Here is a 19,404-nt window from a genome sequence, read left to right on the forward strand (position 1 = left end):
AGGATTCAAAAAGTTAGGTATACGGTACTGATTCAGTACTAGTAAAACTTTTTTGATGATAAAAAAGTAGCATAAATCTCTTGGTGCGTTTAAGAGAATAAATTTAAGAGGATGAGAGGGATTCGATTTGCAAGATTTCGATAATTTGATTCCTGGCTGGTTTAAATCTTTTGTTCAAGTCGGGAATGATTTGATTTGGTCGCAATATCTTATTGGATTACTATTAACAGCAGGATTTTTCTTTACAATTAGTTCTAAATTTGTCCAATTAAGAATGTTGCCTGAAATGTTTAGAGCACTCACTGAGAAACCTGAGACATTAAGTAGTGGTAAAAAAGGAATATCACCTTTCCAAGCATTTGCGATTAGTGCTGGTTCACGTGTAGGTACTGGTAATATTGCCGGTGTAGCTACGGCGATCGTTTTAGGTGGACCTGGTGCAGTATTTTGGATGTGGATTATCGCATTTATTGGTGCAGCAAGTGCATTTATGGAAGCAACATTAGCACAGGTTTATAAAGTGCATGATAAAGAGGGCGGTTTCCGTGGTGGTCCAGCCTATTACATTACAAAAGGGTTGAACCAAAAATGGTTAGGTATTGTCTTTGCGACATTAATCACGGTTACATTTGCGTTTGTATTTAATACAGTGCAATCTAATACAATCGCAGAGTCTCTAAATACGCAATACCATGTGAGTCCTGTTATAACTGGTATTATCTTAGCGGTTATCACTGCTATTATCATTTTTGGTGGTGTACGAAGCATTGCAACATTATCATCACTCATCGTACCTATCATGGCAATCATTTACATAGGAATGGTACTCGTTATTTTATTATTAAATATTGATCAAATCGTTCCAATGATTGGCACTATTATTAAAAGTGCATTTGGTTTACAACAAGTCACTGGTGGTGCTGTAGGTGCAGCTATACTTCAAGGGATTAAACGTGGTTTATTCTCAAATGAAGCTGGTATGGGTTCTGCGCCAAATGCTGCAGCAACAGCTGCTGTGCCACATCCAGTTAAACAAGGTTTAATTCAATCATTAGGTGTGTTCTTTGATACAATGTTAGTTTGTACAGCTACAGCCATTATGATTCTGTTATATTCTGGCTTGAAGTTTGGAGAAAATGCGCCTCAAGGTGTTGCGGTTACACAATCAGCACTAAATGAACATTTAGGTTCTGCTGGCGGTATTTTCTTAACAGTTGCAATTACTTTATTCGCATTCTCATCTGTAGTTGGTAACTACTATTATGGGCAATCAAACATCGAATTTTTATCTAAAAATAAAGCAGTATTATTTATCTTTAGATGTTTAGTTGTTCTTTTAGTATTTATTGGTGCAGTTGCGAAAACTGAAACGGTTTGGAGCACTGCTGACTTATTTATGGGATTAATGGCTATCGTAAATATCATTTCGATTATCGGATTATCTAATATAGCCTTCGCTGTGATGAAAGATTATCAGCAACAACGTAAAGAAGGTAAGAAACCTGTATTTAAACCTGAAAATTTAGAAATCAACTTATTTGGTATTGAATCTTGGGGACAACAAGGTAAGATACCTCGTAATCACAAATAATGAAGTAAACGTAACGACTTGAGGCATTCATATGCTTATCAAGTCGTTCTTTTTGTTTAATATCGAATGATACATTTTGTTGTACAATTTCAATTTATGAATGATACATATGTGCCTTCATAAGTCGCTTTTCATTTTCAAAAAATAGCATTATAATCTTACTAATGATAATAGAAAGGTGATTATGATGAGTAGATATGAGATAACCAAAACACTAAATAACAACGTCATCATATGCACAAGTGATAATCATGAAGTTGTCTTAATTGGTAAAGGGATTGGGTTTAATAAGAAAGTGGGGATGACTTTAGATGATAGTGCCTCCATTGAAAAGGTTTATAAATTAGAACAGAAGCAACAAAAAGAACACTATCAAACGTTGGTTGAAATGGGAGAAGACCACGTTGTACAGGCAGTAATTGAATCAGTTAATATTATCTCTGATGCTGCGATTAGAACTGATGATAAAAGTTTAGTTGTAGCACTCACGGATCATATTATTTTCGCATATAAAAGATTAAAACAAAATCAAGTGATTTCTAATCCTTTTGCAATAGAAACACAACATTTATATAGTGATGCTTATCAAATTGCTAAACAAGTGATTAATAATTTGAACCAGACATTAGATGTATATTTTCCTGAAGATGAAATCGGCTTTATTGCATTGCATATAGCTTCTAATTCTGAAGATTTATCCATGCATGATATATCAGTAATTAATAAATTGATAAGTAAAATTATGACAATTATTGAAACGGATTTAAATCACGAAATTGATAAAACTACAATTCAATATCAGCGTTTTATCAGACACATACAATTTTTAATTTATAGATTAACTAAAGGTGAAAATGTCGCCGCTCAGGACAATTTTATTTCTATGATTAAGCAACTTTATCCGCAATGTTTTAATACTGCTTATAAAATATTGAAAATGATTCAAAGACAATTTGACGTTATTATAGATGAATCTGAGATTGTATATCTCGCATTACATATTTATCATTTTGAAGCACAAATAAATATTAAACGATGAATGAATGGCTCATTTATTTTACTATTTTCAAACAAATATGATTAACTTTAATTGTTTTGTGTTATGATGATTATTGTATTTTTAAACAAATTCGTTTATTAATCTAACTTAATACAAATCTCAATATCAATTGACTTATAAATGTAAGGTATGGTGAATTTAATGACAAATGAAAATAAGTCCAGTGAAAAGAAAAAACATATTTTTAGCTTTTCTGAATCAAGATTTATGAGATTTTTAGGTGGCAATGACCTTATTTACGGTTTAACTGCACTTGTGTTACTAGGTATAGTCATTTTTATCTTTGATAAAGTGTCTTATGTGTTTGAACCATTTATAATTGTTTTTAACACGATTGCTGCACCTATTATCGTTTCATTAGTCTTATTCTATTTATTTAATCCAATTGTGAATTTAATGGAACGTTATCGAATACCTAGATTACTTGGTATTACAATTATCTATGTTGCTATAGTAGGTATTATTACGTTGATAGTGAACTTACTTATTCCATTAATTGGTTCACAAGTAGAGAGTTTCATTAAGAACTCTCCACATTATTTAAGTAAAATCACTCAATCAGTAGATAAGATTACAAATAATTCACTTCTATCTGGCTATATGGGCCAAATTAATGATTGGTTAGAGTCAGCTCAGAAGAAAATTCCATCGATGCTATCAGATTACTTTGATGGCTTTGGTTCGAAACTTGCATCATTTGCAGAGGCAGTAGCAAACGTAGGCGTAGTTATTGTAACGACACCTTTCGTTTTATTCTTTATGTTAAAAGATGGTCATCGCTTCAAAGACTATACTACAAAAATTATGCCTCCAAAATTCAGAAAAGACTTCCATGATTTACTTGAAAAAATGAGCGTTCAAGTTGGTTCATATATTCAAGGACAAATCATCGTTTCATTCTGTATTGGCGTTTTATTATTTATAGGTTATTCCATTATCGGATTAAAATATGCCTTAGTTTTAGCAAGTATTGCAGCCGTAACAAGTGTTGTTCCATATCTGGGACCAACAATCGCAATTTCGCCTGCAATTGTTATCGCAATTATTACTTCTCCATTAATGTTGCTTAAGTTAGCCATTGTATGGACACTTGTTCAATTCTTTGAAGGACACTTTATTTCACCTAACGTAATGGGTAAAACGTTAAAAATTCATCCATTAACAATTATATTTATCTTGCTATGTGCAGGTAACTTAATGGGTGTTGTAGGTGTTATTATTGGTATTCCATTTTATGCTGTATTAAAAGTATTAGTTTCTCATATCTTCTTACTATTTAAACGTAGATATAACCGTTATTATGGGGAAGATGCTGGGGATTATAGTATTAAACAAGAAGAAGAAATTACTGATTAGTTGTGGTGTTTAATCGAGGTTGAGACATCATTTAATATATTAGTCTTAAAACAGCGCAAGTTGGGAGCGGGACGACGAATATAATTTTGTTAAATTATATTTCTGTTCCGCTCTTTTTTTATTAAAATTGTGTGTCTAACAAGTTGTTTTCAAAGGATTCACTTACCTGTTTTGCATAAAATTTTCATCAAATTCATGTAATCTTACTTTGCATTACAATTCTGTTAGATACATATCTATCAATTTATATTCTATAACGGCTGGCTTTATGATATATTTTGACATGTAATAGATTTAAATTAGAATTGAAGTGAAAAAATGACGCAAGAATTAAAAAGTAAATTATTTTCCATATTAAAATTTATCTTTGCCACAGCGTTATTCATTTTTGTCATCTTCACATTGTATCGTGAGCTATCGCATATAAACTTTAAGGATACTTTGATGCAATTTGGCAAAATTAATCGAGTGTGGCTTGTTTTATTATTTGCAGGTGGCGGTGCTTCATTAATCCTCCTGTCACTGTATGACATCATTTTAGTCAAATCACTAAAATTACAAATGCCGATACCGAAAGTATTAAGAGTAAGTTATATTATCAATGCTTTAAATGCGATTGTAGGTTTCGGTGGCTTTATTGGCGCAGGGGTTAGAGCTTTCGTATATAAAAATTATACACATGATACTAAAAAGCTCGTTCACTATATTTCAATTATATTAATTTCCATGTTAACCGGACTTAGTCTCTTGTCCATATTAGTCGTTCTCCATGTATTTAATGCATCACACATGATGGATAAAATCACATGGGTACGTTGGATTTTATATATTGTGGCGTTATTCCTCCCAATATTTATTATTTATACAATTGTTAAACCAGCGGATAAGTCTAATCGCTATATGGGTGTTTATTGTACACTTGTATCTTGTATAGAGTGGATGGCGGCAGCTACAGTGCTTTACTTTGCTGCACTTATCGTTGGTATTCACGTCTCATTTATGACGTTTATTGGTATTTTCGTCATTGCTGCATTATCTGGTTTAGTCAGTTTTATTCCAGGTGGATTTGGGGCATTCGATTTAGTTGTATTACTTGGTCTTAAATCTTTAGGCGTATCTGAAGAAAAAATACTTTTAGCTTTACTACTTTATCGATTTGCGTATTATTTTGTGCCAGTACTTATTGCACTTGTATTATCTACCTTTGAATTTGGTACAACTGCTAAGAAATATATTGAAGGTTCGAAATATTATGTTCCTGCGAAAGATTTTACGTCATTTTTAAGATCTTATCAGAAAGACATTTTAGCTAAAATACCTTCATTTTCATTAGCAACATTAGTGTTTTTAACAAGTTTAATTTTCTTTATTAATAATTTAACGATTGTTTATGACGGCTTATATGATGATAATCACTTTGCCTACTATATCACCTTAGCCATTCATACGAGTGCTTGTTTATTACTTATCTTGAACGTGAGAGGTATTTTTAAACAGAGTCGACGTGCGATTATCTTTGCGATGATTTCTATTATTTTAATTGTTGCAGCTACAATTTACACGTATGCGTCGTTCTTATTATTAACTTGGCTTGTGCTTATTTTTGTATTATTAGTTTTAGCTTATCGTCGTGCGCAAGTTCTTAAACGTCCTTTCCGTTTCAGAAAGTTAGTTTTAATGTTAGTAGTAAGTGTGATTGTTTTATATTTAAATCATTTTCTAATTGCAGAAACACTCTATGCATTAGATATTTATCACATAGAAGTAGATACGTCGTTATTAAGATATTACTTCTGGATTACGATTTTAATTGTAATTCTCATTGTTGGTTTAATTGCGTGGCTTTTCGATTATAAATTCGAGCGACCTCATCGTATGACTGATGTATCAATTTGTGAGTCGATCATTCATGAATATGGTGGAAATTATTTGAGTCATCTTGTTTATAGTGGAGATAAAGATTGTTTTATCGATGAAAATGAAAAATCATTTCTTATGTACCGTTATAAATCCAATACTTTAGTAGTACTAGGCGATCCAATTGGAGATCCCAACACATTTGAATCTTTATTGGAAAAATTTTATCAATTTGCTGAATATCGTGGTTACAATATTATTTTCTATCAAATTAGTGATCGTCACATGCCACTTTATCACAATTTTGGAAATCAATTTTTCAAATTGGGAGAGGAAGCAATTATTGATTTAACCACTTTCACGACTTCTGGTAAAAAACGTCGAGGCTTTAGGGCAACTTTAAACAAAATTGAGGATTTAAATATCTCTTTTGAAATTATTGAACCACCGTTCTCACAAGATTTCTTTAATGAACTTAAATATGTCAGTGATAGATGGTTAGATGGACGAGATGAAATGCATTTTTCTGTAGGACAATTTACACAACCTTATCTCTCTAAAGCGCCAATTGGTGTCATGCGAGATCAATATGGTAAGATGATTGCATTTTGTAGTCTGATGCCGACACATTTCAACGATGCTATTTCTGTGGATTTAATTAGATGGCTTCCTGAACTTGATCTGCCTCTAATGGACGGACTTTATCTTCATATGTTGTTATGGGGTCAAGAAAAGGGATATAAAGCGTTTAATATGGGAATGGCTACACTTTCAAATGTGGGGCAATTACATTACTCTTATTTAAGAGAACGTCTAGCAGGACGAGTGTTCGAACATTTCAATGGATTATATCGATTCCAAGGTTTAAGACGTTATAAGGAAAAGTATGGACCTAACTGGGAACCAAGATTTTTAGTTTATCGAAAGGATAGTTCCTTGTGGGAAAGTATGTTAAAAGTTATGAGAGTCATTAGACATAAATAAAACAATAGCGATTGTAGTGAATTTGTTTATTCATTACAATCGCTATTTATCTTATTTATAGTAATTTGCTCTATCTTGTTGTTCTTTTGCATAGCGTTCGGGATTCTTTTTATAGAAATCTTGATGGTATGCTTCTGCTTCGTAGAATGTTGAAGCGGGTAAGATTCGAGTCGCTATCGCTTTGTCGGCGTTTAAACTGTCTTGAAGTTTTTCAATATACTCCTCAGCTGATTTCTTTTGATCTTTATTGGAATAGAAGATAGCTGTTTGATATTGAGAACCTCTATCTTGAAATTGTCCACCTTCATCTAATGGATTAATAACGGAAAAGAATATTTCTAATAGTTTATGATATGAAAAAAGAGCTACATCATATTCTATTTTTACTGTTTCTAAGTGACCAGTAGTACCGGTTTTTACTTCTTCGTATGTTGGATTCTCAGTATGTCCGCCCATGTAACCAGAAGTGACCTTTTCAATACCATCAAATGTGTCAAAAGGTTTAGTCATACACCAAAAACAGCCACCAGCAAAGTATGCCGTATTAATATTCATTTGTGACATCCTTTCATTGGACCTTAGTACCATTTGTTAAAAAAACTCTTGCAATTTGAATACTTTTTCTATAACGTTAATACATATTAATTATAGTATATAGGTATGTAATTTTGAAGATATAAGGTAGGTAAATATGACACAACAGAAGGATAATAGAGAAACAGAGTATCGACGTCACACAGGCACAACATCGACACCTTCTAGGCGACGAAAGAACAAACGACTACGCAAATTACCTTTTATCATTTTAATTTTCCTCATCATTCTTATTGCACTCATTGTATATATCGTACATCAATACAATAGTGGTATGAAATATGCTAAAGAACATGCAAAAGATGTCAAGGTGCATAAATTTAATGGCGCCGTAAAAAATGATGGTAAGATTTCTGTGCTTGTACTTGGTGCGGATAAAGCACAAGGCGGGAAATCTCGTACTGACTCAATCATGGTCATGCAATATGATTATGTAAATAAAAAAATGAAAATGATGTCTGTTATGAGAGACATTTATGCAGATATTCCGGGATATGACAAATATAAGATTAACGCTGCTTACTCACTGGGTGGCCCTGAACTATTAAGAAAAACACTTAATAAAAATTTAGGTATCAATCCTGAATATTATGCAGTTGTAGATTTTACCGGATTTGAAAAAATGATTGATGAATTAGAACCTAATGGTGTTCCTATGGATGTAGAAAAGGATATGTCTGCCAATATAGGAGTATCATTGAAAAAAGGACATCATAGATTAAATGGTAAAGAGTTATTAGGTTATGCAAGATTCCGTCATGACGCAGAAGGCGATTTCGGTCGTGTTCGACGCCAGCAACAAGTTATGCAAACTTTAAAACAAGAGTTAGTGAATTTTAATACAGTTGCAAAACTGCCGAAAGTTGCAGGTATTTTGAGAGGTTATGTTAATACGGACATGCCTAATTCAGCTATTTTCCAAACTGGATTAAGTTTTGGTATTCGAGGAGATAAAGATGTTAAATCTTTAACAGTGCCTGTTAAGAATACGTATCAAGATATTAATACGAACAACGACGGAAGTGCACTGCAAATCGATAAAGAGAAGAACAAAAAAGCAATCCAAGAGTTCTTTGATGATAATAACTAAGATGATGAGAAAAATAAATAATTGATAAAAATTAATTTAATCCCTGAGACCGAAGTAATTATGATAACATGCTTCGTGTTTCAGGGATTTTGCGTTTTATTGATCAGATTTTCTTACTCCGCCAACTGCATAGTGACTCTTTTTCATTTCTTCAATGACCACATGTATCGCTTCTTTGTTTGCTCCTGTTGTTTTCTCAACAGCATGCGTTACTTCAGTCACTAAATTTTTTAATTGTTCATCTGTACGTCCTTCTAATAATTTCACGTTGATGATAGGCATATATAACATCCTCCTTAATGAATTGAAATGTTCTTCTTTAGTATAGCATGAAAGTTATCTAAAGGTTTGCTCATAATAAAACAGAACATTTGTTCCTATTTTCATTGAATGAGAACTCACGTTCGTATATAATAGATTTTGTAAGGGAGGCGTAGTTATGTATGACTATAATCTATTAGAGGATAGAGATGTATTATGTATTGATCAGAAAAGCTTTTTTGCGAGTGTTTCGTGTATGGAAAAGGGGTTAGATCCTTTAGAAACGAAATTGGCAGTCGTAGCCGATACTAAAAGACAAGGTTCTGTGGTATTAGCAGCGACACCAAAATTGAAGGAAATTGGGATTAAAACAGGCTCAAGACTTTTTGAAATACCACATCGTAGTGATATTTATATTATTAATCCAAGTATGAGAAAATATTTGAATGTTTCTGTTGCTATTTCGAAAATTGCTTTACGTTATGTGCCACCCGAAGATTTACATCAATATAGTATTGACGAATTCTTTATGGACATTACTGATAGTTATCATAGATTTAGTTCCACGGTTTATGCATTTTGTGAAAGATTAAAAAAAGAAATATTAGAAGAGACAGGTATTCATTGTACTGTTGGGATAGGCTCCAACATGCTATTGAGCAAGGTAGCTATGGATATAGAGGCAAAGCATACCAAAGATGGAATTGCGGAGTGGCGCTATCAAGATGTACCTGAAAAGTTATGGCCAATTCAACCTTTAAGAGATTTCTGGGGAATTAATAGACGTACGGAGGCAAAGTTGAACAAAAGGGGCATATTTACGATTGGAGATTTAGCAAAATATCCATATCGCTATTTGAAACGAGATTTTGGTGTGTTAGGTGTGGATATGCATTTACATGCTAATGGTATTGATCAAAGCAAAGTAAGAGAAAAATATAAAGTTACAAACCCTTCAATATGTAAAAGTCAAATTTTAATGAGAGATTATCAATTTGAAGAATCGAAAGTAGTCATGCAAGAACTTATTGAAGATGTAGCAAGTCGTTTAAGAGCACAAAAAAAATTAGCACGTACAATTCATTTTTCCTTTGGTTATGCTGATGAAGGAGGCGTACACAAACAATATACTTTGGAAGATCCTACAAATTTAGAAAGGGATATTTTCAAGGTGGTTAATTATTTTGCCAATCGATTATGTGATAAAAATGCACTTTATAGAACGTTAAGTATATCTTTGACACAATTTGTTGATGAGCAAGATCGCCAACTTAATTTATTTATCGACGAATATGAACGCAAAAGAGATGAAAAACTTGCTAAAACAATTGACCATTTACATTTGAAGTATGGCAAAGGTATTGTTTCTAAAGCTACTTCCTATACTGAAGCTGGAACAAAGCATGGTCGATTAGGTCTCATGGCTGGACATAAAATGTAGGTGATGAATAATAGAGACATTAAAAAATCCCCTAAAAATAGTTGCAAGCAAAAAAGTTCTGCAATATTTTAGGGGATAAATATTATTCAATATACGTATCGAAGTCTTTTAACGCTTCAATGCCACGTTCACGATCTTCTGGAGTTTTAAAACTAATTTGAAGAGCACCATAGATATCCTCACGCACTTCTAAAATTTTTAAGTTGCTTATAGAAATATTATGTAAACTTAAGATATGAGTAACTTGGCTAATCATACCCGCTTTATCCGGAATATCTACATATAGATCATACGCAATAGATAGAGCACCACGTTGTTTAACGGGTAGTTCGTCACGATATTGTTTTGCCTCTGCGAAAAAATCATAAATATTTTCTGCATTTTTAGAGATAATCATATTTTCGAAAGAGGTAATTTGAGATTTTAGTTCGTGGAGCAAAGACAAGATATGATTTTGATTATTTAAAGTTATATCTTTCCACATTTGAGCGTTACTACTAGCTATACGAGTAATATCTCTAAAACCACCGGCAGCTAATTTTTCTACTAAAGTATGATGACTGACATGATTAGCGCTTAAGTGAACTAAACTAGAAGCGATAATATGAGGGACGTGACTTACTATACCTGTAACATAATCATGTTCATTAGCATTAGTAGTAATAAACTTAGCTAATGTAGTTTTAAATAATTTCTTTAGATATTCAGCTGACGCTTTATTATCTTTTTCGTTAAACACCAGGATATAATATGCGTTTTCAAACAGATGTTTTTTCGAATTTAATACGCCAGATTTATGACTACCTGCCATAGGATGACCGCCGATAAGATGAATATTATTATTTAACAATATTTTTTCAAAAGCTTGGATTGTAGATTTTGTACTACCCGTATCAGTTACAATCAAATGGGGCTTAGTTTTATAATTAGGTAGTTCCTTCAGGTACTTAACGGTTTGTTCTACAGGAGTAGCATAAATAATGATATCTGCATTTTCTACGCCATACTGATAATTAGTTATTTTTTCATCGATAATTCCAATGGACAATGCTTTGTCTAATTGTGTTTCATTAGCATCATACGCTAAAAGCTTAATGTTAGAATTATAATATTTTAAATTACTCGCTAAACTACCACCAATAAGTCCTAGACCTACAAATAGGATATGTTGCATCTAAAATCACCTTATTTCGAAATTTTCAGAATAGTAATATTGTATATGAGAGTGCCAATGTAATCAACATAATTAAAGAAGCTAGTACTTATTAGATTAAATAGACTATTTAGTTTAAAATATAATGTAATTTAAAGAGGGGGTATAATGTTGACTCATGTTATGGAAACAATCAAACAATTAACCGAAATTAATAGTCCATCTGGCAATACTGAAGAGGCAATCAATTATCTGAAACATTTAGCTGAGAATCTAGGTTACCGTACAGAATTGACTAATAAAGGTGCGTTAATTATTACGGTTGATGGTCTTAATAACAGTGAGCAAAGATGTATCACAGCTCATGTAGATACACTAGGAGCAATGGTTAAAGAGATCAAAGAGAACGGTAGATTAGCATTAGATTTAATAGGCGGATTTCATTTTAACGCAATTGAAGGAGAATATTGCGAAATTCAGACACAAACAGGTCAAACGTATACTGGTACGATATGTCTTCATGAAACAAGTGTTCACGTTTATAAAGATAATCATAAAATACCAAGAAATAGTGAACACATGGAAGTACGTATTGATGAAATTACCAGTTCTGAACAAGAAACAAGAGATTTGGGTATTGAAGTAGGCGACTTTATATCATTTGATCCAAGAACGATTATTACCTCTTCAGGCTTTATAAAATCTAGACACCTAGATGATAAAGCTAGTGTTGGAATTATAATAGAATTATTGAAAAAGCTTAAAGAAGAAAATACCAAATTGCCACATACCACACAATTTTATATCTCTAACAACGAAGAAATAGGCTACGGAGCAAATGCTACGATTTCAGATAGTATTGTAGAATTTATAGCGCTTGATATGGGAGCACTTGGAGAAGGGCAGTCTTCAGATGAATATACAGTTTCAATTTGTGCAAAAGACAGTTCTGGTCCATATCATAAAGCATTAAAAAATCATTTGGTTAATTTGTGTAAAATAAACGATATTCCTTATAAGATAGATATTTATCCTTACTATAGTTCTGACGCATCAGCAGCTTTAAAAGCAGGAGCCGACATACGCCATGGTTTATTTGGAGCTGGAATAGAATCTTCACACGCAATGGAAAGAACGCATATCGATTCAATAACCGCTACTCAAAATTTACTTTATGCGTATTGTTTATCGCCAATTAATAAATAAATTATATTAATTAAAGTTGACAAAATAGATTTATCTAGGTATGATACTAAATAATTAGAAATATCAGACAATTTGATTGTAAAAGTAGCTATTATATTTTGTAGAAATCAGAAAGCTAATGGTTGATGTAAATTAGCACAGTATAATAGACGAATTGGGCTTTCAAATTTAAATATCATATTTTAAAGTGAACAATAAAATTTGTTAACTAAGGTGGCACCACGGTAACGCGTCCTTACAGATGATAAGCGTTATTGTGGTGTTTTTAATTATAAGCAAAAGGTAGTATCTAAAGAATCGGTAGTATAAGAAAGTTAGTGGTAAATGGAAACTAACACCCTCTTTAGAGAAATTGGGTTTTGTGGATAAAAGTGAATTAATACAATGAGTGAGTTGATTGTGTTTCGAATAGTCAACTAATTAAGGTGGTACCACGCGTCAGCGTCCTTCTATTTGAGGATGCTGATTTTTTATTAAAAGGAGGATAACTATGGATATAGCTTACAAAAAATTAAATGCGCAGATTACACCAGAAGCATTAGCGCAATTAAAAACATCAAAAATTATCTTCGAGAGTACGAACCAAGATAAATTAAAGGGAAGATATTCTATTGTAGTGTTAGATGATTTTGGCTCAGTCACATTAGATAATCATCAATTAATGATAAAAACTGAATATGAAGAAAAAGAAGTGACAGAAAAACCTTATGACTATTTAAAAAGTCTCGTGAACAAATATTATACAGATATTGAAGATGAACACTTGCGAGACTTACCATTTATTGCAGGGTTTATAGGAACGTGTAGTTTTGATCTTGTGAGACATGAATTTGAAAAACTACAAGAAATAAAGCTTTCAGATCATAGAGATCATGATGTGAAATTTTATTTAGTTGAAAATACTTACGTTTTTGATCACTACAAAGATGAATTATATGTGATAGCAACCAATCTATTTTCTAATAAATCAAAAGATGAATTATTTGAAGATGTCGAAAAAAGAATTGAAGATTTAAAGCATATAAATTTAGTATATGAAAAGATTGAGTTTAACACTGAAAACAGAAAAATAAAGGCGAATATACCAGAAGATGAATTTATAAAAACGATAAAAGCTTTAAAGAAGAAAATTACTGAAGGAGATATGTTCCAAGTCGTACCTTCCAGAATTTATAGTTATGAACATCACTTTCATCATCATTTACAACAACTGACTTTTCAACTCTATCAAAAATTAAAGAGACAGAATCCTAGTCCATATATGTTTTACATTAATAAAGATATACCGATTATTGTTGGTAGTTCACCAGAAAGTTTTGTGAAAGTAAAAGATGGCTGGGTTTATACGAATCCTATAGCTGGAACTATCAAGAGAGGAAAGGACTTAGAAGAAGATGAAAAAAATAGTGAGTTATTATTGAATGATGAAAAAGAAAGAAGTGAACATAGTATGCTCGTTGATTTAGGAAGAAATGATATTCATAGAATTAGTAAAATAGGTACTTCTAAAATTACTAAATTAATGGAAATAGAAAAATATGAACATGTGATGCATATCGTGAGTGAAGTTGTTGGTGAGTTAAAAGAAGGGTTATCGCCCATGAGTGTCATAGCAAGTTTATTACCTACAGGCACAGTATCTGGAGCGCCAAAATTAAGAGCTATACAAAGAATATATGAGGCCAATCCGCATAAGAGAGGGATTTACAGTGGGGGCGTTGGCTACATTAATTGTAATCACAATTTAGATTTTGCACTTGCGATTCGGACGATGTTAATTGATGAGAATCAGGTTGATATTGAAGCAGGTTGTGGCGTAGTTTATGATTCAATTCCAGGAAAGGAACTAGAAGAAACGAAATTAAAAGCAAAAAGTCTCTTGGAGGTAACTCCATGATATTAATAATAGATAATTATGATTCATTTACTTATAACCTTGTAGATATTGTAGCTAAACGAACAGAGGTAGTGGTTAAATATCCAGATGATGTTGATATTTTTAAACTTACGAATATTTCAGCCATCATTATTTCACCTGGTCCAGGGCACCCTCTAGACAATAATTTACTCATTAAATTAATTGAATATTTCGAAAATAAACCGATTTTAGGTGTATGTTTAGGTGCGCAAGCATTAACTTGTTATTACGGTGGTGAAGTGATTCAAGGGACAAAAATTATGCATGGTAAGGTCGATGATTTAAAAATAATAAGTTCAACGCCACTATATCAAGAACTGCCTTCAAAATTTAAAATTATGCGATATCACTCGCTCATAAGCAATCCTAATCAATTTCCAAAGGAATTAGAAATCACTGGACGTACTGAAGATTGTATACAGTCATTCCAACATAGAGATAGACAGCACTATGGTATTCAATATCATCCAGAATCTTTTGCTACAGAAAATGGGGAACAAATCATTAATAATTTTATAAAAATTGCAACGAGAGGAAACTGACAATGAAATTATTAGAAGAAATCAAAGAAAATAAACATTTAACAGAAGAGGATATGAAAGAATTTATTCATCTGTTACTCAATCCACAAGTGTGTAATGAAAGAAAAATTGAAATTTTAACATTCTATACTCAAAAGGAAATGCAACAAAGTGAACTTACATATTTAGTCAAACATCTCATTCATACCATGTATCCAGTTCAACCGTTTTATGAAGGCGCAATGTGTGTATGTGGAACAGGTGGTGATGGCTCGAATAGTTTCAACATTTCAACTACGGTTGCATTTATCGTTGCGAGTGCAGGCGTGCCAGTAGTTAAACATGGAAATAGAAGTGTTACGTCTCAATCAGGGAGTACAGATGTTTTACAAGAAATGGGCATTCAAACATGCAAAGTAGACGAAGTTGTTAAAGAATTAAACGCCAGAGGTCTTTCATTTATCAGCGCAACTGACTCTTATCCGATTATGAAACATCTCCAACCAGTAAGAAAAAGCATTCATACACCTACTATTTTTAATTTAGTGGGTCCTTTAATTAACCCATTTAAGCTTACTTATCAAGTGATGGGGGTCTATGATGTTACGCAACTTGATAAGATTGCACAAACCATTAAAGATTTAGGTAGAAAAAAAGCAATTGTAGTTCATGGCGCAAACGGAATGGATGAAGCAACGCTATCTGGAAATAATATTATCTATGAAATTAATCAAGATGAACCTATTAAGACATACACAATGAATGCTAAAGATTATGGTTTAACTTTGGCTGAAAATGAAACATTAATCGGTGGTTCGCCGAAAGAAAATAAAAAAATTACAATAAATATTTTAAACGGCAATGATAAGTCGAGTAAAAGAGATGTGGTATTACTAAATGCTGCAATCGCACTTTATGTTGCTGAAAAAGTCAACGATATTCAAAGTGGTATAAAATTAGCTCGTCATCTCATAGATAGTGGACAAGCTATGAAACAGTATTTGAAGATGGGGGTCTAATCATGACGATACTGAATGAAATAGTAGAGTATAAAAAAGAATTGTTGAATAAAGGTTACTATAAGCATAAGTTGGATGAACTTAAACAAGTAGATGTTACCAATAAAACTAAACTGATAGACGCTTTGAAGAATGATAAAAACTTATCTATTATTGCTGAAATAAAGTCTAAAAGTCCGACATTAAATCAATTACCTGAGAGAAATTTGCATACTCAAGTCAGAGAATATGAGTTATATGGAGCTAATGCCATTTCTATTTTAACCGATGAGAAGTACTTTGGAGGGAGTTTTGAACGTTTAACCGAACTTACAATAGAAACCAAATTACCTGTACTTTGCAAGGATTTTATTATAGATAAAATACAAATTGATGTAGCGAAAAAAGCTGGTGCTTCAATTATTTTATTAATTGTCAATATTCTTTCAGATACGGAATTAAAAGAGTTATATGACTATGCAACACAATTAGGTTTAGAAGTTTTAGTAGAAGTACACGATCAAGATGAGCTCAAAAAAGCATATCAACTTTCACCAGAAATCATTGGCGTCAATAATCGAGATTTAAAACGATTTGTGATCAAAGTGGAACACACAAATGAAATTTTAAAAGCTAAAAGACGTGGTTTTCATTACATTTCTGAAAGTGGGATTCATAGCATCAATGATGTTAAGACCATTTTAAACTCTGGTATAGATGGTTTACTAATCGGAGAAGCTTTAATGAAATGTGATGATTTGAGTCAATTTTTACCAAGTTTAAAACTAGAAAAGGTACGCCAATGATAGTAAAATTTTGTGGTTTTAAAAGTGATGAAGATATTGAAAAAGTGAAGGATTTGAACGTTGATGCTGTAGGTTTTATTCATTTTCCTAAAAGTAAAAGACATGTATCCATAAATCAAATCAAACATTTAACAAAGTCTATTCCGCATTGCATCGATCGTGTAGCAGTTGTAGTAAATCCTACGTTGGAATTAGTGACTGAAATCATAAGTGAAACGGATATCAATACCATTCAATTACATGGAAATGAAAGTATAAAGTTAATCAATCAAATTAAACATTTAAATTCTGAAATTAAGATAATTAAAGCATTACCTGCTGATTATCAATTAAATGACAATATAAAAAAATACGAGAGTTATGTGGACTTATTTATTATAGACACACCTACAGAGAATTATGGTGGTACAGGGAAAGTATTTGATTGGAATATGCTAACTCATATCCGAGATGCTAAGTTTTTAATTGCTGGAGGTCTAGATATCAAACATTTAAAACAACTTAATCAAATTGAACTTGGACAGATGGGTTATGACATTGCGAGCGGGATTGAAACAAATAATAAAAAAGATCTAACAAAAATGAAGGAAATTATTGAATTCTTAAAAGGGGATGAATGACATGAAAATTCAAACAGAAGTTGATGATTTAGGATTTTTTGGTGACTATGGAGGACAATATGTGCCCGAAACGCTTATGCCAGCGATTATTGAGCTTAAGAAAGCCTATCATGTAGCCAAAAAAGATCAAAGCTTTCAAGAAGAACTTGATTATTATCTGAGGGAATACGTTGGAAGAGAAACACCTCTTACTTATGCAAAGTCTTATTCAGAACAATTGGAAGGGGCTAAGATTTATCTTAAGCGTGAAGATTTAAATCATACCGGTGCTCACAAAATTAATAATGCACTGGGCCAAGCGCTTTTAGCAAAGCGCATGGGTAAGAAAAAGTTAGTCGCTGAAACAGGAGCAGGTCAACATGGTGTTGCAAGTGCAACGGTAGCAGCATTATTCGATATGGATCTTATTGTTTTTATGGGGAAAGAGGACATTAAACGACAACAATTGAATGTATTTAGAATGGAGCTTCTAGGAGCGAAAGTAGTTGCAGTTGAAGAAGGGCAAGGGACGTTATCAGATGCAGTCAATAAAGCTTTACAATATTGGGTGAGTCATGTAGATGATACACATTATCTATTAGGTTCAGCCTTAGGACCTGATCCATTTCCAACCATGGTAAGAGACTTTCAAAGTGTGATTGGAAATGAAATTAAAGCACAGATACAAAATAAGGAAGGACGTTTACCAGATGCAATTGTGGCATGCGTAGGTGGTGGTTCCAACTCTATAGGAACGTTTTATCCATTTATTAAAGATAATGTTAAATTATTTGGAGTGGAAGCTGCCGGAGAAGGAGCAAATACAAATAAGCATGCATTAGCGATAGGTAAGGGAAGACCAGGTGTACTTCATGGTTCTAAAATGTATCTTATTCAGGATGATTATGGACAAATAGAATTAGCACATTCTATATCAGCTGGTTTGGATTACCCTGGTATCGGGCCTGAACATTCATATTATCATGATATAGGACGTGTCGAATACGTGAGTGCGACAGACGAAGAAGCTATGGAAGCATTAATTCGTTTTTCAAAAGCTGAAGGAATTATTCCAGCGATTGAGAGCGCTCATGCACTGAGTTATGTTGAAAAGTTAGCGCCACAAATGAAAAGTAATGAAATAATTGTTGTGACAGTCTCTGGAAGAGGAGATAAAGATATGGAAACAATCAGAACGTACATTGAAAGTCGTGGTGAAAAGGATGCGTAAATTATTTATTCCATATATCATGGGTAATTTGAACTTTATTAAGAACCTTAAAATATTAAGTGAAGCAGGCGCAGATATAGTCGAAATAGGTGTCCCATTTTCGGATCCTGTAGCTGACGGACCAACAATTATGAATGCAGGCGCTAAAGCAATAGCAGAGGGCGTAAATGTAGATTTCATATTTAACGAATTGATCAATCATAGTCGTGACATTACTTCTAAATATATTTTAATGACTTATTATAATATTATTTCTTCCTATGGAGAGAAACAATTTTTAGATAAATGTGTAGAAGCAGGTGTATTTGGATTAATTATTCCAGATTTACCTTTTGAACTTATTGAAAAATTTAAAAAAGATTTTCCAAATCATAAAGTTAAAATTATTCCTCTAATAGCTATGACAACTTCAAAGGAAAGAATGAAAGCCATTGCGAAAAAAGCAGAAGGTTTTATTTATACTGTAACTATGAATGCTACAACAGGTGAAAATGGGCAGTTCCATCCAGAATTAAAAAATAAGATTCAAATGTTAAAAGACATTGCAGACGTCCCTGTTGTTGCAGGTTTCGGTATCAGAAATGAAAAACATGTGAAAGATATAGGAGAAGTAGCCGATGGTGTTGTTATTGGTAGTGAAATTGTAAAAAGATTAGCAGAAAATGATGTTAATCAATTTAAACAATATGTAAATGGTATAAGACGCACTTTAGATGCTCTATAAAACAATAATAAAAA

At 32.5% G+C, this 19,404-nt stretch carries 17 protein-coding genes; 14 read left to right on the forward strand and 3 right to left on the reverse strand.

All coding sequences use genetic code 11. The features are described from left to right. Positions 1 to 127: 127 nt before the first annotated feature. The 4 genes from alsT (at position 128) to mprF (ending at position 6,848) form a co-directional block, all read left to right on the forward strand. Complete coding sequence (gene alsT, locus CD155_RS08345; RefSeq protein ID WP_103213046.1) at positions 128 to 1,591, forward strand: glutamine transporter AlsT; 1,464 nt, start codon at positions 128 to 130, stop codon at positions 1,589 to 1,591. Positions 1,592 to 1,778: 187 nt separating this feature from the next. After that, positions 1,779 to 2,630: a glucose PTS transporter transcription antiterminator GlcT gene (glcT, locus tag CD155_RS08350; RefSeq protein WP_103213047.1), complete on the forward strand. Its 852-nt coding sequence runs from the start codon at positions 1,779 to 1,781 to the stop codon at positions 2,628 to 2,630. Positions 2,631 to 2,792: 162 nt separating this feature from the next. Next, a complete protein-coding gene (locus CD155_RS08355) occupies positions 2,793 to 4,007 on the forward strand; it encodes an AI-2E family transporter (protein WP_002442748.1) in 1,215 nt (404 codons plus the stop codon). A 318-nt stretch (positions 4,008 to 4,325) separates the two neighbouring features. Beyond that, on the forward strand, positions 4,326 to 6,848 hold the full coding sequence (gene mprF, locus CD155_RS08360) for a bifunctional lysylphosphatidylglycerol flippase/synthetase MprF (protein WP_103213048.1): 2,523 nt from the start codon (positions 4,326 to 4,328) through the stop codon (positions 6,846 to 6,848). A gap of 51 nt (positions 6,849 to 6,899) precedes the next feature. Here mprF and msrA read toward each other — a convergent pair whose 3' ends face one another. Then, on the reverse strand, positions 6,900 to 7,403 hold the full coding sequence (gene msrA / locus CD155_RS08365) for a peptide-methionine (S)-S-oxide reductase MsrA (RefSeq protein ID WP_037541434.1): 504 nt from the start codon (positions 7,401 to 7,403) through the stop codon (positions 6,900 to 6,902). Between the two features lie 136 nt (positions 7,404 to 7,539). Between msrA and CD155_RS08370 the strand changes: the two genes are divergently transcribed. Further along, complete coding sequence (locus CD155_RS08370) at positions 7,540 to 8,532, forward strand: LCP family protein (RefSeq protein WP_002442751.1); 993 nt, start codon at positions 7,540 to 7,542, stop codon at positions 8,530 to 8,532. A 96-nt stretch (positions 8,533 to 8,628) separates the two neighbouring features. On the opposite strand, the gene thmT is transcribed toward CD155_RS08370, so the two are convergent. Continuing rightward, positions 8,629 to 8,814: a 2-hydroxymuconate tautomerase gene (thmT, locus tag CD155_RS08375; RefSeq protein WP_103213049.1), complete on the reverse strand. Its 186-nt coding sequence runs from the start codon at positions 8,812 to 8,814 to the stop codon at positions 8,629 to 8,631. A 157-nt stretch (positions 8,815 to 8,971) separates the two neighbouring features. Between thmT and CD155_RS08380 the strand changes: the two genes are divergently transcribed. Beyond that, positions 8,972 to 10,234 carry a Y-family DNA polymerase gene (locus CD155_RS08380; RefSeq protein ID WP_044466273.1) on the forward strand — a complete coding sequence of 421 codons (1,263 nt, stop codon included), beginning with the start codon at positions 8,972 to 8,974 and terminating at the stop codon, positions 10,232 to 10,234. Positions 10,235 to 10,316: 82 nt separating this feature from the next. Here CD155_RS08380 and CD155_RS08385 read toward each other — a convergent pair whose 3' ends face one another. Next, positions 10,317 to 11,408, reverse strand: a complete 1,092-nt coding sequence (locus CD155_RS08385) for a prephenate dehydrogenase (RefSeq protein WP_103213050.1) — start codon at positions 11,406 to 11,408, stop codon at positions 10,317 to 10,319. A 147-nt stretch (positions 11,409 to 11,555) separates the two neighbouring features. On the opposite strand from CD155_RS08385, the gene CD155_RS08390 reads away from it, so the two are divergent. From CD155_RS08390 to trpA, 8 genes are all read left to right on the forward strand, one after another. Then, positions 11,556 to 12,593, forward strand: coding sequence for a M42 family metallopeptidase (locus CD155_RS08390; RefSeq protein ID WP_103213051.1), 1,038 nt, complete (start codon positions 11,556 to 11,558; stop codon positions 12,591 to 12,593). Positions 12,594 to 13,083: 490 nt separating this feature from the next. After that, entirely contained in the window at positions 13,084 to 14,490 is a 1,407-nt protein-coding gene (locus tag CD155_RS08395) for an anthranilate synthase component I (RefSeq protein ID WP_103213052.1), read from the forward strand. Next, on the forward strand, positions 14,487 to 15,053 hold the full coding sequence (locus CD155_RS08400; RefSeq protein ID WP_103213053.1) for an anthranilate synthase component II: 567 nt from the start codon (positions 14,487 to 14,489) through the stop codon (positions 15,051 to 15,053). Before CD155_RS08395 ends, CD155_RS08400 begins: the two co-directional genes overlap by 4 nt. A 2-nt stretch (positions 15,054 to 15,055) precedes the next feature. Beyond that, on the forward strand, positions 15,056 to 16,051 hold the full coding sequence (gene trpD / locus CD155_RS08405; protein ID WP_103213054.1) for an anthranilate phosphoribosyltransferase: 996 nt from the start codon (positions 15,056 to 15,058) through the stop codon (positions 16,049 to 16,051). A 2-nt stretch (positions 16,052 to 16,053) separates the two neighbouring features. Beyond that, positions 16,054 to 16,836 (forward strand): indole-3-glycerol phosphate synthase TrpC, encoded by a 783-nt coding sequence (gene trpC / locus CD155_RS08410; protein ID WP_103213055.1) that lies wholly within the window; start codon positions 16,054 to 16,056, stop codon positions 16,834 to 16,836. Further along, positions 16,833 to 17,456: a phosphoribosylanthranilate isomerase gene (locus CD155_RS08415; RefSeq protein ID WP_103213056.1), complete on the forward strand. Its 624-nt coding sequence runs from the start codon at positions 16,833 to 16,835 to the stop codon at positions 17,454 to 17,456. Before trpC ends, CD155_RS08415 begins: the two co-directional genes overlap by 4 nt. 1 nt (position 17,457) lies before the next feature. Further along, a complete protein-coding gene (gene trpB / locus CD155_RS08420; RefSeq protein WP_103213057.1) occupies positions 17,458 to 18,666 on the forward strand; it encodes a tryptophan synthase subunit beta in 1,209 nt (402 codons plus the stop codon). Then, positions 18,659 to 19,390 carry a tryptophan synthase subunit alpha gene (gene trpA, locus CD155_RS08425; protein ID WP_172605829.1) on the forward strand — a complete coding sequence of 244 codons (732 nt, stop codon included), beginning with the start codon at positions 18,659 to 18,661 and terminating at the stop codon, positions 19,388 to 19,390. Before trpB ends, trpA begins: the two co-directional genes overlap by 8 nt. Positions 19,391 to 19,404: the final 14 nt, after the last annotated feature.

Origin of the sequence: Staphylococcus caprae (assembly GCF_002902725.1) — a bacterium.
Lineage (GTDB): Bacteria > Bacillota > Bacilli > Staphylococcales > Staphylococcaceae > Staphylococcus > Staphylococcus caprae.